The 16,635-nt window shown below is 63.1% G+C and carries 14 protein-coding genes; 8 read left to right on the top strand and 6 right to left on the bottom strand.

Annotated elements, in window-relative coordinates:
* Positions 1-232: 232 nt before the first annotated feature.
* Both APH25_RS21685 and cysS read left to right on the top strand, forming a co-directional pair.
* Positions 233-1,936 carry a glutamine--tRNA ligase/YqeY domain fusion protein gene (locus APH25_RS21685; RefSeq protein ID WP_060483327.1) on the top strand — a complete coding sequence of 568 codons (1,704 nt, stop codon included), beginning with the start codon at positions 233-235 and terminating at the stop codon, positions 1,934-1,936.
* Positions 1,937-1,945: 9 nt separating this feature from the next.
* Positions 1,946-3,328 (top strand): cysteine--tRNA ligase, encoded by a 1,383-nt coding sequence (gene cysS, locus APH25_RS21690; protein WP_060483328.1) that lies wholly within the window; start codon positions 1,946-1,948, stop codon positions 3,326-3,328.
* Positions 3,329-3,364: 36 nt separating this feature from the next.
* On the opposite strand, the gene APH25_RS21695 is transcribed toward cysS, so the two are convergent.
* On the bottom strand, positions 3,365-4,756 hold the full coding sequence (locus APH25_RS21695; protein ID WP_060483329.1) for a HAMP domain-containing sensor histidine kinase: 1,392 nt from the start codon (positions 4,754-4,756) through the stop codon (positions 3,365-3,367).
* On the bottom strand, positions 4,734-5,414 hold the full coding sequence (locus APH25_RS21700) for a response regulator transcription factor (protein ID WP_028634557.1): 681 nt from the start codon (positions 5,412-5,414) through the stop codon (positions 4,734-4,736). The genes APH25_RS21695 and APH25_RS21700 overlap by 23 nt, the downstream gene beginning before the upstream one ends.
* A 189-nt stretch (positions 5,415-5,603) precedes the next feature.
* On the opposite strand from APH25_RS21700, the gene APH25_RS21705 reads away from it, so the two are divergent.
* The 3 genes from APH25_RS21705 to proP all read left to right on the top strand — a co-directional run bounded on the left by APH25_RS21705 (position 5,604) and on the right by proP (position 9,252).
* Positions 5,604-6,497 carry a PA4780 family RIO1-like protein kinase gene (locus APH25_RS21705; protein WP_060483330.1) on the top strand — a complete coding sequence of 298 codons (894 nt, stop codon included), beginning with the start codon at positions 5,604-5,606 and terminating at the stop codon, positions 6,495-6,497.
* A 113-nt stretch (positions 6,498-6,610) separates the two neighbouring features.
* Positions 6,611-7,585 carry a porphobilinogen synthase gene (hemB, locus tag APH25_RS21710; RefSeq protein WP_060483331.1) on the top strand — a complete coding sequence of 325 codons (975 nt, stop codon included), beginning with the start codon at positions 6,611-6,613 and terminating at the stop codon, positions 7,583-7,585.
* A gap of 164 nt (positions 7,586-7,749) precedes the next feature.
* A complete protein-coding gene (gene proP / locus APH25_RS21715; RefSeq protein ID WP_060483332.1) occupies positions 7,750-9,252 on the top strand; it encodes a glycine betaine/L-proline transporter ProP in 1,503 nt (500 codons plus the stop codon).
* Here the strand turns inward: proP and APH25_RS21720 are convergent, their stop codons facing one another.
* The 4 genes from APH25_RS21720 to APH25_RS21735 form a co-directional block, all read right to left on the bottom strand.
* The gene (locus APH25_RS21720; RefSeq protein ID WP_028634186.1) at positions 9,253-9,954 is read right to left on the bottom strand and encodes a YoaK family protein; all 702 of its coding nucleotides are present in this window, start codon (positions 9,952-9,954) and stop codon (positions 9,253-9,255) included.
* A 9-nt stretch (positions 9,955-9,963) separates the two neighbouring features.
* Complete coding sequence (locus tag APH25_RS21725) at positions 9,964-10,593, bottom strand: riboflavin synthase (protein WP_060483333.1); 630 nt, start codon at positions 10,591-10,593, stop codon at positions 9,964-9,966.
* Between the two features lie 73 nt (positions 10,594-10,666).
* Positions 10,667-12,733: a maltose alpha-D-glucosyltransferase gene (gene treS, locus APH25_RS21730; RefSeq protein WP_060483334.1), complete on the bottom strand. Its 2,067-nt coding sequence runs from the start codon at positions 12,731-12,733 to the stop codon at positions 10,667-10,669.
* 84 nt (positions 12,734-12,817) lie between these two features.
* Complete coding sequence (locus tag APH25_RS21735; RefSeq protein ID WP_060483335.1) at positions 12,818-13,735, bottom strand: LysR family transcriptional regulator; 918 nt, start codon at positions 13,733-13,735, stop codon at positions 12,818-12,820.
* A gap of 122 nt (positions 13,736-13,857) precedes the next feature.
* Between APH25_RS21735 and APH25_RS21740 the strand changes: the two genes are divergently transcribed.
* The 3 genes from APH25_RS21740 (at position 13,858) to APH25_RS21750 (ending at position 16,561) form a co-directional block, all read left to right on the top strand.
* Complete coding sequence (locus APH25_RS21740; RefSeq protein ID WP_060483336.1) at positions 13,858-14,616, top strand: 5-oxoprolinase subunit PxpA; 759 nt, start codon at positions 13,858-13,860, stop codon at positions 14,614-14,616.
* A gap of 89 nt (positions 14,617-14,705) precedes the next feature.
* Complete coding sequence (locus APH25_RS21745) at positions 14,706-15,593, top strand: allophanate hydrolase subunit 1 (protein ID WP_060483337.1); 888 nt, start codon at positions 14,706-14,708, stop codon at positions 15,591-15,593.
* Positions 15,590-16,561 carry a biotin-dependent carboxyltransferase family protein gene (locus APH25_RS21750; RefSeq protein ID WP_060483338.1) on the top strand — a complete coding sequence of 324 codons (972 nt, stop codon included), beginning with the start codon at positions 15,590-15,592 and terminating at the stop codon, positions 16,559-16,561. The genes APH25_RS21745 and APH25_RS21750 overlap by 4 nt, the downstream gene beginning before the upstream one ends.
* Positions 16,562-16,635: the final 74 nt, after the last annotated feature.

The following is a 16,635-nucleotide window of genomic DNA, read 5'->3' on the forward strand; positions in this document are numbered from 1 at the left end:
CAAGGCAATCGAAAATTGGGGTGCGCAGGGCGCACGTTACTACCTGACGCTGGTTCGGGCGGTTACGACACATGGCGCGCACCGGCCATTTTGCCCGGCCGCGGCAAAAAAGCGGTGATAAATCACGCGAGTTTGCCCGGGCCCGACTGTCAGCAGCTTGACTGCTTCGGCTATGATAGGCCCTTTGATTCAATCGGCCTACCCAGGCCGGCTACGTGCATTCAAGGATCCTATGAGCAAGCCCACTGCCGACAACGCGCCCAACGCCGCTGCCAAAGGCGCCCCCGCTGTCCCTGCGAACTTCCTGCGGCCGATCATCCAGGCCGACCTGGACTCGGGCAAGCACACCCAGATCGTCACCCGCTTCCCGCCGGAGCCCAACGGCTACCTGCACATCGGCCACGCCAAGTCGATCTGTGTGAACTTCGGCCTGGCCAAGGAGTTCGGCGGCGTCTGCCACCTGCGCTTCGACGACACCAACCCGGCCAAGGAAGACCAGGAGTACATCGACGCCATCCAGCGCGATGTGAAGTGGCTGGGCTTCGACTGGGCGGGGGAGGTGCGCTACGCCTCCAGCTACTTCGACCAGTTGCACGACTGGGCCGTTGCGCTGATCAAGTCGGGCAACGCCTATGTCTGCGACCTCACCCCGGAGCAGGCCAAGGAATACCGCGGCAACCTCAAGGAACCGGGCAAGAACAGCCCGTTCCGCGAGCGCAGCGTGGACGAGAACCTGGACCTGTTCGCACGCATGAAGGCCGGCGAGTTCAAGGACGGTGAGCGCGTGCTGCGGGCCAAGATCGACATGGCGTCGCCCAACATGAACCTGCGCGACCCTATCCTGTACCGCATCCGCCACGCCCATCATCACCAGACGGGCGACACCTGGTGCATCTACCCCAACTACGACTTCACCCACGGCCAGTCGGACGCCATCGAGGGTATCACGCACTCCATCTGCACCCTGGAGTTCGAAGGCCATCGGCCGCTGTACGAATGGTTCCTCGAGCACCTGCCGGTGCCAGCGCACCCGCGCCAGTACGAGTTCAGCCGCCTGAACCTGAACTACACCATCACCTCCAAGCGCAAGCTCAAGCAACTGGTTGACGAGCAGCACGTCCAGGGCTGGGACGACCCGCGCATGTCCACGCTGTCGGGCTTCCGCCGCCGTGGCTATACCCCGGCGTCCATCCGCAATTTCTGCGAGATGATCGGCACCAACCGCTCCGACGGCGTGGTGGACATGTCCATGCTCGAGTTCAGCATCCGTGACGACCTGGACCGTACCGCCCCACGCGCCATGTGCGTGCTGCGCCCGCTGAAAGTGGTCATCACCAACTACCCCGAGGGGCAGGTCGAACAGCTGGAGCTGCCGCGTCATCCGAAAGAAGACATGGGCGTGCGGGTATTGCCGTTTGCCCGTGAACTGTACATCGACCGCGACGACTTCATGGAAGAACCGCCAAAGGGCTACAAGCGCCTTGAGCCCAATGGCGAGGTACGACTGCGCGGCAGCTACGTGATCCGTGCCGACGAAGCCGTGAAGGACGCAGAGGGCAACATCGTCGAGCTGCGCTGCTCGTACGACCCGGACACCCTGGGCAAGAACCCCGAGGGCCGCAAGGTCAAAGGCGTGATCCACTGGGTACCGGCCGAAGGCAGCGTGGAGTGCGAAGTGCGCCTGTACGACCGCCTGTTTCGCTCGTCCAACCCGGAAAAAACCGAAGAGGGCGGTACCTTCCTCGACAATATCAACCCTGAGTCGCTGCACGTGCTGAGCGGTTGCCGTGCCGAGCCCTCCCTGGCCCAGGCCCAGCCGGAGGACCGTTTCCAGTTCGAGCGCGAGGGGTATTTCTGCGCAGACCTGAAGGACAGCCAGCCGGGCCGCCCGGTGTTCAACCGCACTGTCACCCTGCGTGACTCCTGGGGCAGCTGAGGAACCGCCGTGCTTACCATCTACAACACCCTGAGCAAAGCGAAGGAAACCTTCAAGCCGCTGGATGGCAACAAGGTGCGCATGTACGTGTGCGGCATGACCGTCTACGACTATTGCCACCTGGGCCATGGTCGCAGCATGGTGGCTTTCGACCTGGTTACCCGTTGGCTGCGCAAAAGCGGCTACGACCTGACCTACGTGCGCAACATCACCGACATCGATGACAAAATCATCAACCGTGCCAACGAGAACGGCGAAACCTTCGATGCCCTCACGGCGCGCATGATCGACGCCATGCACGAAGACGAGCGCCGTCTGAACATCCTGCCGCCCGACCAGGAGCCCCGTGCGACCGACCACATTGCCGGTATGCACGACATGATCCAGACCCTGATCGACAAAGGCTACGCCTACGCGCCTGGCAACGGCGACGTCTATTACCGCGTGGGCAAGTTCGTCGGTTACGGCAAGCTGTCGCGCAAGAAAATCGAAGACCTGCGCATCGGTGCGCGCATCGAGGTGGATGAAGCCAAGCAGGACCCGTTGGACTTCGTGCTGTGGAAAGGCGTGAAACCCGGCGAGCCGAGCTGGGCATCGCCTTGGGGCCCGGGACGCCCCGGTTGGCACATCGAGTGCTCGGTGATGTCCACCTGCTGCCTGGGCGACAGCTTCGACATTCACGGCGGCGGCAGCGACCTGGAGTTCCCGCACCACGAGAACGAGATCGCCCAGAGCGAGGCGGCCACCGGCAAGCAGTACGCCAACGCCTGGATGCACTGCGGCATGATCCGCATCAACGGCGAAAAGATGTCCAAGTCGTTGAACAACTTCTTCACCATCCGCGATGTGCTGGAGAAGTACCACCCGGAGGTCGTGCGGTATCTGCTGGTGGCCAGCCACTATCGCAGTGCGATCAATTACTCCGAAGACAGCCTGCGTGATGCCAAGGGTGCGCTCGAGCGGTTCTACCACGCCCTGCGCGGTTTGCCGCGTGTGGCAGCCAGTGGCGGTGAGGCGTACGTCGAGCGTTTCAGCGTGGCCATGAACGACGACTTCGGTACGCCAGAAGCCTGCGCTGTGCTGTTCGACCTGGTGCGCGAGATAAACCGCCTGCGCGAAAGCGACCCGCAAGCCGCCGCTGGCCTGGCCGGGCGCCTGCGTGAACTGGGTGATGTGCTGGGGGTGTTGCAACTGGAGGCGGATGACTTCCTGCGCGCCGGCGCCGAAGGCAAGGTGGATGCAACTGAGGTCGAAGCTCTTATCCAGGCCCGCCTGCAGGCGCGTACGGACAAGAACTGGGCAGAGTCGGACCGCATTCGCGACCAGCTGACTGCCATGGGTGTGGTGCTGGAAGACAGCAAGGGCACCACCACCTGGCGCCTGGCTGACTGACAGGGGCGTGGGGGCCGCCGTGTGGCGGCCCTCCGTTTACTGGGTTACCCCGGGTAGCGGGCAGTGCAGCACCAGCTTGGCACCGCCCAACTCGCTTTCGCCGATTTCCAGCCCAAAGCCATGCAAGTCGACGATTGCCGCAACGATCGACAACCCCAGCCCGAAGCCTGCGTGGCGATGGCCTTCATCGCTGCGGTAGAAGCGCTTCAGCACGGCCGCACGCTCTTCCTCCGGGATGCCCGGCCCGCTGTCCTCAACCCCCAGGTGAACACCCTCGTCGTCGTGCCTGGCGTAGAGGCGTACGTGGCCGCCTTCGGGGGTGAACTTGATGGCATTGCCCACCAGGTTGGCCAGCGCCTCGAACAACAGCTCGCGGTCCCCGTGCAGCGCCGGCAATCGCGCCGGCTGCTGCAGCTCCAGGCGAATGCCGCCGTCTTCGGCAAGCGGCAGGTAGAAGTCGTGCAACTCCACCAGCAGGTCGTGGGGCGCGAGTTCGACGAAGCCGGCACGGCGTTGGCGGTCCTCCAGCTCACTGATGCGCAGCAGCCCCCGAAAGCGCGCCATCAGGGTATCGGTTTCGCCAATGGCCTGGTCCAGGGCCTCGGCTTGCGCCGGGTCGTGGCTGCTCTGCTGGCGGATGCGGTACAGCTGGGCGCGCAGGCGGGTGAGGGGGGTGCGCAGGTCATGGGCGATGTTGTCGCACACGCCCTTCACCTCATGCATCAGCCGTTCGATGCGGTCGAGCATGGCATTGACGATGGCGGCCAGCATATCCAGCTCGTCGCGCCTGGCTGACAGGGGCAGGCGATGGGTAAGGTCGCCGGCCACGATCAGTTCGGCCTGTGCCTGAATGGCGCGGATGCGCTTGAGTGGCCGGCGCCTGAGCAGGTACCAGCCAGCAAAACCTGGTATCAGCGTTAACGAGATGCCCCACAGCAACGCGTGAAGGATGATGCGGGTGACGACGAACAGCGAGCCGTTGTCGCGAACCAGTACCAGCCAGCGGCCATCCTGCACCTTGATGGCCACGGCATCGCAGCTGTCGCGGGGCATGCGTGGGTCATCGGCATCCAGGCAGCGCTTGAGTTCGTGGATTCTGCCGTCAAGCCCAAGCTCCGGCGGCAGGTTGCGAAGGGTGCCGCCCAGTGGGTTGAGCTGGGTGTCGAACAGGCCGTAGGCATCGAAACTGCGCTCTTCGAAGGCCTGGCTGGCGACCAAGGCGTCGTCGAGCTGCTTGCCGCTCATGTGGGCGAACAGGTGCTGGCGCTGCAGCATCGAGTGGCGGGTGAGCTTGTTCAGGTAGCTGGATACCTCGAAATACAGCACCCCCATGAGGATGCTGCTCCAGGCTACGAACAGGAAGCTGTACAGCGCCAGCAGGCGGCTGGTGGACGAGCTCCAGCCTTTAGACGGGTTCAGCAATGGCATAGCCGGAGCCCCGTACGGTCCGGATCAGTGGCGATTGGCCTGGCATGTCGATTTTCTTGCGCAAGCGGCCGATGTGCACGTCGATCAGGTTGGTGCCGGGGTCGAAGTGATAGCCCCATACCTCTTCGAAGATCATCATGCGGGTAATCACCTGGCCGCTATGGCGCATGAGGTATTCCAGCAGCTTGTACTCGGTCGGCAGCAGGTTGAGCGCCTGCTCGCCACGGCGGGCTTCATGGCTGATCAGGTCAAGCTGCAGGTCGGCAACCTGCAGGCGGGTCTCGGTCAGGGGCACGCTGTTGCGGCGCAGCAGCACCTCGACCCGTGCTGCCATTTCGTCGGAGGCGAACGGCTTGGTCAGGTAGTCGTCCCCACCTGCGCGCAGCCCGCGCACCCGTTCGTCCACATCGGACAGGGCGCTGATCATCAGAATGGGCGTGGTGATCTTGAGGTTGCGCAAGGTGGTGACGATGGTCAGGCCGTCCACTTCTGGCAACATGCGATCCAGGGTGATCAGGTCATAGCCGCCGGCAATGGCCTTGGCCAGCCCTTCACGGCCATTGTCGGCCCAATCCACCTCCAGGCCGTGGCTGTTGAGTTCTGCGACGATTTCCTGGCCGGTGACGGCGTCGTCTTCGATGGTGAGTACGCGAGGCATGCGGGTTCCCGGGCATCCAGATAGAGACATGATTGTGCCAAATAATAGCTGGCCGGCGATTTAAGAATAATTCATCTAGCGCCATTGGCACGCTCAGGTGCACGCTGCCTCTCGTGAACACAGGCAAGCATCTGGAATCTGGCTGTGAGAGGATGTACGGCAATACAGCCAGGACCCGAACACAGCCTGATGAAGACCCCTAAAAGAATCGAACCCCTGATCGAAGATGGCCTGGTCGACGAGGTACTCAGGCCGTTGATGAGTGGCAAGGAAGCGGCCGTGTACGTGGTGCGCTGTGGCAACCAGGTGCGCTGTGCCAAGGTTTATAAAGAAGCCAACAAGCGCAGCTTCCGCCAGGCCGCCGAGTACCAGGAAGGCCGCAAGGTGCGTAACAGCCGCCAGGCCCGGGCGATGGCCAAGGGCAGCAAGTACGGGCGCAAGGAGGCGGAAGATGCCTGGCAGAACGCTGAAGTGGCCGCGTTGTTCCGCCTGGCGGGCGCCGGGGTAAGGGTGCCCAAGCCTTACGACTTCCAGGACGGCGTCCTGTTGATGGAGCTGGTGACCGATGCCGATGGCGATGCGGCTCCGCGCCTGAACGATGTGCACCTCGAGGCAGACCAGGCGCGCGACTACCATGGGTTCGTTATCCGTCAGATCGTGCTGATGCTGTGTGCAGGCTTGGTGCACGGTGACCTGTCGGAATTCAATGTGCTGCTGGGCCCCGACGGCCCGGTGATCATTGACCTGCCCCAGGCGGTAGATGCGGCGGCCAACAACCACGCGTTCAGCATGCTGGAGCGGGACGTGACCAACATGGCCCATTACTTCGGCCGTTTCGCCCCGGAACTCAAGGCCACCCGCTATGCGCAGGAAATGTGGGCCTTGTTCGAAGCCGGCGAACTGCGCCCGGACAGCCTGCTGACCGGGGTATTTGAAGATGAGGAACACGCGGCAGACGTTGCAGGTGTGATGCGCGAGATCGACGCCGCGCGGCTGGACGACGCACGCCGCCGCGAGGCGCGTGCCGAGGCCGAGCAGGGCGCGCCCAAGGCCGAAGAGCTAACCCCACCCTGGATGCGTTGAAACTGCGCCCTGCGATCATTGCCTTTGACGTAGGGCAATAACTCGTCATTTGGCCTTTTCACTGCGCCGCCGCAGGCATAAGGTATACGCCGTTCAAATTCCCTGGAGCTGTCATGTCCAACCGTTTTCCGTCCGTTCGCCCCCGTCGTCTGCGTCAGAGCGAGTCGCTGCGCACTGTATTCCAGGAAACCGAGTTTCGTCTCGAAGACCTGATTCTGCCGATCTTCGTTGAAGAAGGTATCGATGACTTCGTGCCGATCAGCACGATGCCAGGGGTTAACCGTATCCCTGAAAAACGGCTGGCCCAGGAAATCGAGCGTTATGCCCGCGCCGGCATCCGCTCGGTGATGACCTTTGGCGTGTCCCACCACCTGGACGAGGTTGGCAGCGACACCTGGAACGAGAACGGCCTGGTGGCCCGTATGTCGCGCATCTGCAAGGACACCGTGCCGGAAATGGTGGTGATGTCCGACACCTGCTTCTGCGAATACACCAGCCATGGCCACTGTGGTGTGCTGCACGACCATGGCGTGGACAACGATGCCACCATTGCAAACCTGGGCAGGCAGGCCGTCATCGCTGCCGCGGCGGGCGCCGACTTCATTGCACCTTCCGCTGCAATGGACGGGCAGGTCCAGGCGATCCGCAGCGCCCTGGACGGGGCCGGGTTCCATGACACCGGGATCATGGCCTACTCCACCAAGTTCGCCTCTTCGCTGTACGGGCCGTTTCGCGAGGCAGGCGGCACGGCGCTGAAGGGCGACCGCAAGAGCTACCAGATGAACCCGATGAACCGCCGTGAGGCGGTGCGCGAATCGCTGCTGGACGAGCAGGAAGGGGCGGATGTGCTGATGGTCAAGCCAGCCGGTGCCTACCTTGACGTTATCGCCGACATCCGTGCGGCGTCACGCTTGCCGTTGGCCGCCTACCAGGTGAGCGGGGAGTACGCCATGATCAAGTTCGGTGGCCTGGCTGGGGCGATCGATGAAGGCCGGGTGGTGCGCGAGAGCATCGGCGCCATCAAACGCGCGGGTGCGGATGTGATCCTTACGTATTTTGCGATGGATTTGGCGTTGCAAGGTATTTGATCCAAGCGTCGTCCATGCGGTTTGGCTGGGAGGTGTTCTTCTTGACGGGGGCGGCGCGTGGGAGACCGAGCGCCGCCCCCTGCACAAAAAATCACTAAGCGCTGAATTATTTAGTGTCCCTTTGTATCTGATGGCATAGAGCAGTCACCGTCAGGGATACACAAATGAAGTCTCGCAAGAAAAAAGTCCAGCCAATCGGCCTCAAGGACATCACCATCGTCGACGACGCCAAGATGCGCAAGGCCATCACGGCCGCAGCACTCGGCAACGCGATGGAGTGGTTCGATTTCGGGGTCTATGGCTTTGTCGCCTATGCACTGGGCAAGGTGTTTTTCCCCAACGCCGACCCCAGCGTGCAAATGATCGCAGCACTGGCCACCTTCTCGGTCCCGTTCCTGATCCGCCCGCTGGGCGGGCTGTTCTTCGGCGCCCTGGGGGACCGGCTTGGCAGGCAGAAAGTGCTGGCAGCCACCATCGTCATCATGTCGCTCAGCACCTTTGCCATCGGCCTCATACCGTCATACGCCAGTATTGGCATATGGGCGCCGATACTGTTGCTGCTGGCCAAGATGGCCCAAGGCTTCTCGGTAGGCGGTGAGTACACCGGCGCGTCGATCTTCGTTGCCGAGTACGCACCCGACCGCAAGCGCGGCTTCCTCGGCAGCTGGCTGGACTTCGGTTCCATCGCCGGCTTTGTACTGGGTGCCGGTGTGGTCGTGATGATCTCCGCAGTACTGGGAGAAGAGAAGTTCCTTGAGTGGGGCTGGCGCCTGCCGTTCTTCCTGGCACTGCCGCTGGGCATTATCGGCCTCTATCTGCGCCATGCGCTGGAAGAGACCCCGGCGTTCCAGCAACACGTGGAAAAACTGGAGCAAGGTGACCGTGAAGGCCTGGCCTCGGGGCCGAAGGTGTCGTTCAAGGAGGTGGCCACCAAGCACTGGCGTAGCCTGATCACCTGCATCGGGGTAGTGATCGCGACCAACGTGACCTACTACATGCTGCTTACCTACATGCCCAGCTACCTGTCCCACAACCTGCATTACAGCGAAGACCACGGTGTGCTGATCATTATCGCGATCATGGTGGGTATGCTGTTCGTGCAGCCGATCATCGGGCTGCTCAGCGACAAAGTCGGCCGCCGTCCCTTCATCATCGTGGGTAGCATCGGCCTGTTCGTGTTGGCCATCCCGGCCTTCATGCTGATTACCAGTGGCGTGCTTGGCCTGATCTTCGCAGGCCTGCTGCTGATCGCGGTATTGCTGAACTTCTTCATCGGCGTAATGGCGTCGACATTGCCGGCGATGTTCCCCACGCACATCCGTTACAGCGCCCTGGCCAGCGCCTTCAACATTTCGGTGCTGATTGCGGGCGTGACGCCCACCCTCGCGGCCTGGCTGGTGGAAACCACCGGTAACCTGTACATGCCGGCTTATTACCTGATGGTCATCGCGGTGATCGGCCTGGTAACCGGCATCACCATGAAGGAAACCGCCAACAAGCCTCTGCGTGGCGCCGCACCCGCGGCATCGGATATTGGTGAAGCCCGTGAGCTGCTGCAGGAGCACCACGACAATATCGAGCAGAAGATCGAGGACATCGACACCCAGATCGCCGAGCTGGAAGCCAAGCGCAAGCTGCTGGTGCAGCAACACCCGCGCATCGATTGATCAGTGGGGCATATAGCCCCGCTGCCATGAACGCGGTATGAACAGCGACACCAGGGCCAGCAGGCAGGTCAAGGCACAACTGCCTGCCAGGGCCTGCAGGCCCAGGTGTTTCTGCAGCCATGCCCCCAATGCCGCGCCCAGCAACATCCCCGCCCACGGCACCAGTTGCACCCGCCAGCCGTTCCGACGCTCCCCAAGCAGCCAGCGCCCCAATCCACGGCCAAAGCGTGACAGCGCCCCGGTCACATACGTCAGGCCGATGGGCAGCCCGTTCACCTGTTCCACGACCGCGTTGATCATGCCCATGGCCACGGTGGCCGCGAGCAGAGCAGGGAATGTAGCCGGCCACGGCCAGGCTGCGGCGAACGCTAGTAACCCGGCGACCACCACCAATACCGGCCAGGCACGGCGCCGGCATCCGCGCGCCAGCATCACGCCAACGGCGTTCCCGGCCACGAACCCCAGCACCGCGCCACTTAGGCGCAGCACCATGCCCGCGTCTGCCTCGCTGATGGCGACGGCAAGGCGGGTCGTGTTACCGCTCATGAACGACACGAAGTCGCCCAACGCCAGCAGGCCGATCGCATCGGTCATGCCCGCCAGCACCGAAAGGCCAGCCACCAGGCCAAGGCCTACGCGGCCACGCAAGACTTGCAAGCGCAGGCGCCTGGCGGTGCGTGCGGTTGGAGCGTAAGGCAGCATGGGCAGGCCTCAGGGCAGCAGGTTTTCGCGGGCGAGGGTGCTTTTGATGGTGCGTTCAACCACATCCACCAGCACCATGGTGTGGTGATCCACCTCGATGTTCAGCAGGTCGCCGGGCATGTAGCGGGCGAATGTGGTTTGCCGCAGCGTCTCCGGGATCAGATTGATCGTGACTACGTTGTCGTCGATATCGGCCACCGTCAGGCTGCAACCATTCACGCCGATGAAGCCCCGGGCGAACACGTATTTCCCCCACTCGGCCGGCATGCGGAAGCGCACGAAGGCACCGCTCTCGGCAATACAGAGCTCGACCACTTCGGCAGTGGTGGCGATATGGCCCGCCATCAAGTGGCCGCCGACCTCCGCGTTCATTTTCGCCGAACGCTCGATATTGACCTGTTGCCCTGAAACGAAGGTGCGCAGGTTGGTGCGTTCGAGGGTGGCGGTCATGGCATCGAAACGGACCAGGGTGCCGTCGATTTCGGTGACGGAAAGGCAGGTGCCCTCGACGCTCACGCTGGCGCCGACCTTGAGGTCGTCCAGCAGCGCAGGGGTGAGGTCGATGGTGAACTGGTTGTGGCCTGGGTGACGGGTCACATCAAGCAAAGGGCGCACGGCCTGGACGATGCCGGTGTACATGGGGGCTCCTGGGCACGGATGGGAACCCCCGCACGCTATGCCTGTAGCGTCGCAAAAGCAAGTTGCCCGGGGTTCAGACGTGCCCGGTGCTGTTGACGATACGCAGGCAGAGCGCCTCGTACGGGTCCAGGTTCACCATCAGGCGGCCGTCTTCGGTGAGGTCGCCCTCGACGGTCTCATTGATCATGTCCACCACGGGCCCCGGTGTGAAACCGGCCAGCTGAAGTTCTTCGGCGATTACCTGCTGGCTGAAGTTCAAGGCGCTTATCTGGATACCCCGGCCGGCGGGCAGCTCGTGCACCATGACCAACAGCCCGGGCGTGGTGACGTCGGGTACCAGCACTTGGCGGCTGGTGGCGATGCCATAGGCCTGGCGCACCGCCAACAGTTTCTTGACCTTGCTGGCAAAGGAGTCGTCGCGTGCAAGTTGCTCATCCAGGCTGCCATACAGGGCACGGGCACGCGGCATGCCCCGCACCGATGCCTGGGCCTCTGGGTCAAGCCCCGCCAGGTCGTAGGCGCCCCTGTGAATCCAGCGCGTGTCCCCATCGGTCATGCGTTCAGCAACAGCTTCTGCCGGCAGTGGCAGGGCACCCACCAGGTCCCAGCCGGAAATCGCTACCACGCCTGGCTGCATGGCGTTGTACATCACCAGCAGCAAGTGCACCTTTTGCACCCACTCCAGCTGATCGGCACTCAGGTCGTCGAGGTCGCGAATGCCCAGAGCTGCCGTGATCAGGCTGGCGGTGGTGCAGGAAATTCCGTTGGTGACAAAGCGCAGGTTGTAGGGCGCATGTTCGCCAGACAGCCGCTCGTAGATCTCTTCGCGTATATGTTCGCGCAGGATGCTGCCAGGCAACGTCTGGCCTTTGTACAGGTACATGTCGTGAGCATGCAGTGTCCAGAAATGCACCAGCTCCACCGTCAATTCGTCGTGGTTCTGCAGGGCGTGTATCAGCGAGGCCGGGTCGATGCCGAAGCTGTGCATTTCCTTGAGCATCAGGCGCAGGAACTCGGTGTCGCCGGTCAGCAGGGCGTGCTGGTAGGCGGGCCGGGTGATGAAGTCGTAGGACAGGTCGGCCCCGCCGCTGGACATCTGCGCGATGTCGTCGAGGGTCAGGTTGAGTTCCTGGAAGCTGAAGCCGCCCGCCTTGCGGATCATGCCGCCGATCAGCTGGTTGCCGACGATCGACAGGGGGTGGCTTTCTGACCAGGCGGTGCCGGTGGCGCGGGTTTCAACGCCGAGAAAACCATTGGCATCCAGGCGCAAACCCCGTGCGCCCAGGCAGTCCAGTGCGTGCAAGGCATCGCCGATGATCATCTGCTGGGCGGTGAAGGTTGGGTCCAGCCAGTTCAACGAGGGCTGGCCGTCCTTGAAGTAATGCAGGTAGACCCAGCGGCGGGTCTTGCCGTCGACACCGGTAATGGGTGGGGTAGCACTCCAGTCGGTCTCCTTGACGCCGGGTTCGAAGAAGATCACCCGCTGCAGTTGCCCGACGATGTAGTGACGAGCCTTGAGCTCGTCGCATTGCGCTGGCAGCAGGTTGACCGAGTCGCGCCCCGCGGGTACTTCCGGCAGCAGGTCCCAATCTTCCTCGCGCACCTCGACCATATGGTAGAGGCCGGGGTAGGGCGCCAGGCCCAGCTCGGCCAGGCGGAAGTCCGCGCCCTTGCCGGTGTGCGAGGGGATCAGATCGTCGATGGTCACCGCATTGTGGGCGGCGGCCATGCGGCTCATCTGCACCACTTCCTGCTCGCTGCCATAGAGCGGGTCGATATCAAAGCTGATGCGGTCGAAGTTGCCGTCGATGCTCGGCGTGACTTCGTGGCCGGTAATGCCCCCCGAGCGCTTGATGGGGCCGGTATGCACACCCTGGATGCCGATTTCAGACAGGCGCTTCCACAGCGCCTCGTGGGCCAGTGCGCCCAGTACCGAACAACCTTCAGGCGCGATGATCGCGTCCGGGTACACGGTCAGCCACACCGAGGCGATCTCGGTAGCGCGGCGGGGCTGCGCTTCGGCATAGGGTTGCTGCCAAAGCCGCGACTGCCCGGAATACAGGCTGGCACGTTCCTGGGAAGCCTTGAGCATGGAACGCTCTTCAAGCCATTTGACGTATGACGGGTCGGGTTGGGTCATGTCGCGTCCTCTTTGCGTGTCGGCACCGGCTCAGGTTATGACGACGACGCACGCGGAACGTTCGGCCTGTATGCGCGTTTGCCCTCAGCGCCGCGTTGCCAACTGCTGTGGCGCCAGGAAGGCGTCGCGGAAGTAATTACGCACAGCCTGCATGGCCGGGCTGAAGGCGCGCTCGCGGTGCCAGGCCAGGCCCACGCTCATGGGTGGCACCGGGTTGCTGATGGTCAACGTCTCGATGCGCTTGCCTTCCAGTGACCAGGGGCGGTGCACCAGGTCCGACAAAATCGCCACGCCGCTGCCATTGGCAACCATGCTGCGCACGGCCTCTACCGAGCTGGTTCGCACCCGTACGTTGGGCCGCTGGCCGGCTTGCTTCCAGTAACGCATGGCGCTGTGCTCGGCTTCATCGACCGTCAGCAGAATGAAGGGCTCGCCTGCCACGTCTTCCAGGCTGACCGCCGAGCGCTCGCACAAGGGGTGTTGCCCGGGCAACCACAGCCTGCGCTCGGAGTTGAACAGGGTTTCAGAAACGATGTCCGGGTGGGTGAGGTTGGCCGTGAGTACGACGGCCATGTCGAAGCGGCCATCGAGCAGGCCGTGCTCGATGGCGCTGCGCTCCTGTTCGTAGAGTTCAAGGGTGACGTCGGGGTGCCAGTGCTCAAGGCGCTGCAAGTGATGGGGCAAAAAGTAGCCGATGACGGTGTAGCTGGCCGCCAGGCGTAGCAAGCCGCAGGCGCGCCCGTCCGGCAGCGGGCTGTTCAATGCATCGTCGACGCTGCGCAGAATCACGTAGGCACGGTTGAGAAAGTGCCGCCCGGCCTCGGTCAGGCTCATGCCCTGGGCAGAGCGCTGAAAGAGCAGGGCACCCAGTAGCGCCTCCAGTTCCTTGATGGCAGTGGTGATGGCGGACTGCGAGATATTCAGGTGGATGGCAGCCTGAGAGATCTGGCCGATTTCGGCGGTGGCCACAAAATAGCGAACCTGACGCAAGGTAAGGGACAAGCCTACAGCTCCACGGGTATCTGATTTTCCGAAGATACCCCCTCTGTTTATAGATCTTCCCAAGGGGGTGGTAGGAATCTACCGTGGCAGGCATGCAGTCACAAGTGCCGGGAGGCAGGCTTATGCAGGTGGTGGACTTCAATTCCGACATGGGTGAAGGGTTCGGGCCCTGGACTATCGGCGACGGCGTGGACAACGAACTGATGACGCATATCAGCTCGGCCAATATCGCGACCGGCTTCCATGCCGGAGATCCAGGCACCATGCGCCGCACTGTTGCCCGGGCCAAGGCGCTTGGGGTGGCGGTTGGGGCGCACCCGGGGTTTCGCGACCTGGTTGGCTTTGGGCGCCGCCATATCAACGCCACGGCTCAGGAACTGGTGGACGACATCCTTTACCAATTAGGGGCACTGCGTGAGATCGCCCGCGCCCAGGGCGTAAGCCTGCAGCACGTCAAGCCCCATGGGGCGCTGTACATGCACCTGGCACGGGACGAAGAAGCCGCGCGGTTACTGGTGCAGAACCTGCAGGCGGTCGAGCCAGCCCTGCTGCTGTACTGCATGCCGGGCTCGGCAATCTGCCGTATCGCTCAACAGCTCGGCCAGCCTGTGATTCGCGAGTTTTATGCCGACCGCGAGTACGATGCGAGCGGCTCGATCGTGTTCACACGCCATGTTCGCGCATTGCAACCTGCAGCCGTGGCCGAGCGCGTGGTGCGGGCCTGCCAGCAGGGTATTGTGCGAACTGTTGAAGGACAGGACCTGGCAATCGCATTCGATTCCATCTGCCTGCACAGCGACACGCCTGGGGCGTTGGACCTGGTTGAAGCTACCCGTGAAGCGTTGAGGGTCGCAGGCATCGAAGTGCGTGCGCCACGCTAGAAAACACGGCCAGCCGGCGCGCACAAGCCGGAGCCTGCCACAGTTGCTTTTGCCTGCCTTTCTACAAAGACTCCAAAAAAGGAACAGCCATGGCCGAATCGCTCGCTTCAACCCCCGTCCGTTACAGCTTCGGCGCTGACGAGCACCTGTTCGCCGAAGTGAGCGACAGCATGTCGCTTGAGGCCTTTTTCAAGGGCATGGCCATCACCCGTGCGGTGGAGCGCCTTGCCCTTGACGGTGTGCTGGACATCTGCCTGGCCAACGCCTCGTTCCAGATTCGCTTCGACCCGGACCGCATTGCACCGCAGGCCTTGCTGCACGCCGTACAGGGTGCCGAGGCCGAGGCGGTTGCCGAACGCTCCCTGCACACCCGCATCATCGAAATTCCCGTGCTGTACAACGACCCCTGGACCCACGAAACCCTGATGCGCTTTCGCGACCGCCATCAAGACCCAGACAGCACTGACCTCGAATACGCTGCCCGGATCAATGGCCTGCAGGGGGTGGATGCGTTTATAGAGGCCCACAGCGGTGCGCCCTGGTTCGTGTCCATGGTCGGTTTTGTGGCGGGCCTGCCGTTCATGTTCCAGATGGTGGAGCGCGAGCGGCAATTACAGGTGCCGAAGTACCTGCGCCCGCGCACCGACACCCCCAGGCTTACCCTGGGCCACGGTGGCTGCTTCGGTTGCATCTATTCGGTGCGTGGGGCAGGGGGTTATCAGATGTTCGGCGTCACGCCCGCGCCCATCTATGACCCTCAGCAAGCGCTTGGCTATTTGAAGGAACACATGGTGTTTTTCCGCCCCGGTGACATCGTGCAGTTCAAACCCATGGACCGTGCCGCGTACGACCAGGCGGTGGCGGAGGTGGAGCAAGGGACTTTCGATCTGCGCATCCGCCCGGTGGCGTTTTCCCTGGATGCCTTCCTGGCAGACCCTGCGGGGTACCCCAAGTCGCTGCAGGAGGCACTGGCATGATCAAGGTTCTCAAACCCGGCCTGGCCAGCTCTGTGCAAGATCTGGGGCGCGAGGGGTTCTATCACCTGGGCATTCCGCCGTCGGGTGCGCTGGACCAGTACGCCTTGCGGGCTGCCAATCACCTGGTGGGCAACCCGGCTGGCGCCGCCTGCATCGAATGCGCGTTGGTGGGGCCTGAACTTGAGTTTGTACAGGATGCTTTGGTGGCAGTGTGTGGTGCGCAGATGGCCGTGCTGGTCGACGGCCGTGAGCAGCGCCCCGATACCTCGTTCGCCGTGCGTGCCGGGCAGGTGCTGCGGTTTGGCTTCCCTACGGCGGGCGCCCGGGCGTACCTGGCAGTGGCTGGGGGCATCGATGTACCCGAAGTGCTGGGCAGCCGCTCCACTTACGCGTTGGGTGGCCTGGGCGGTTTTCAGGGACGCAAGCTGATGGCCGGGGACGGCCTTGCGGTGGGCGTACCCAGCGGCAAGGGCCGCGTCAATGCCAGCCTGCCCATGGCCCTGCGCCAGGCGTTGGGGGGCGAGGTGGTGCTGCGGGTGGTGCCGGGGCTGTACTATCACCGCTTGACCGAGGCAGCGGCCCGTCGTTTTTTCACGGACGCCTGGACGGTAGGCTCTGAGGCTGACCGTATTGGCTACCGCTACAAAGGGGGCGGCGCTTTGAGCTTCGAGCCGCGGGAGCAGCCCTTCGGGGCAGGGTCTGACCCGTCCAATATCGTCGACAGCTGTTACCCCATCGGTTCGATCCAGGTGCCGGCAGGGCTGGAGCCGATCATTCTGCACCGCGACGCGGTGTCTGGCGGGGGCTATGCCATGATCGGCACGGTGATCAGTGCTGACCTGGACCTGGTGGGGCAGATGCAACCCAACCAACAGGCACGGTTTCTGGCTGTGACCATGGACCAGGCACTGGAGGCGCGCCGCGTGTACAAGAAACGTATTGGCTGCCTGGAGCGGTTGTTTGGTTGAGGCTGGCGGGCCGCGCTGCACTGCATTACCTGCAAGCCGGCTTTATTTGTTGAGTCAGCAGCGGGGCAACCTGT

It is taken from the genome of Pseudomonas sp. NBRC 111119, assembly GCF_001320125.1.
In the GTDB taxonomy this organism is placed as follows: domain Bacteria; phylum Pseudomonadota; class Gammaproteobacteria; order Pseudomonadales; family Pseudomonadaceae; genus Aquipseudomonas; species Aquipseudomonas parafulva.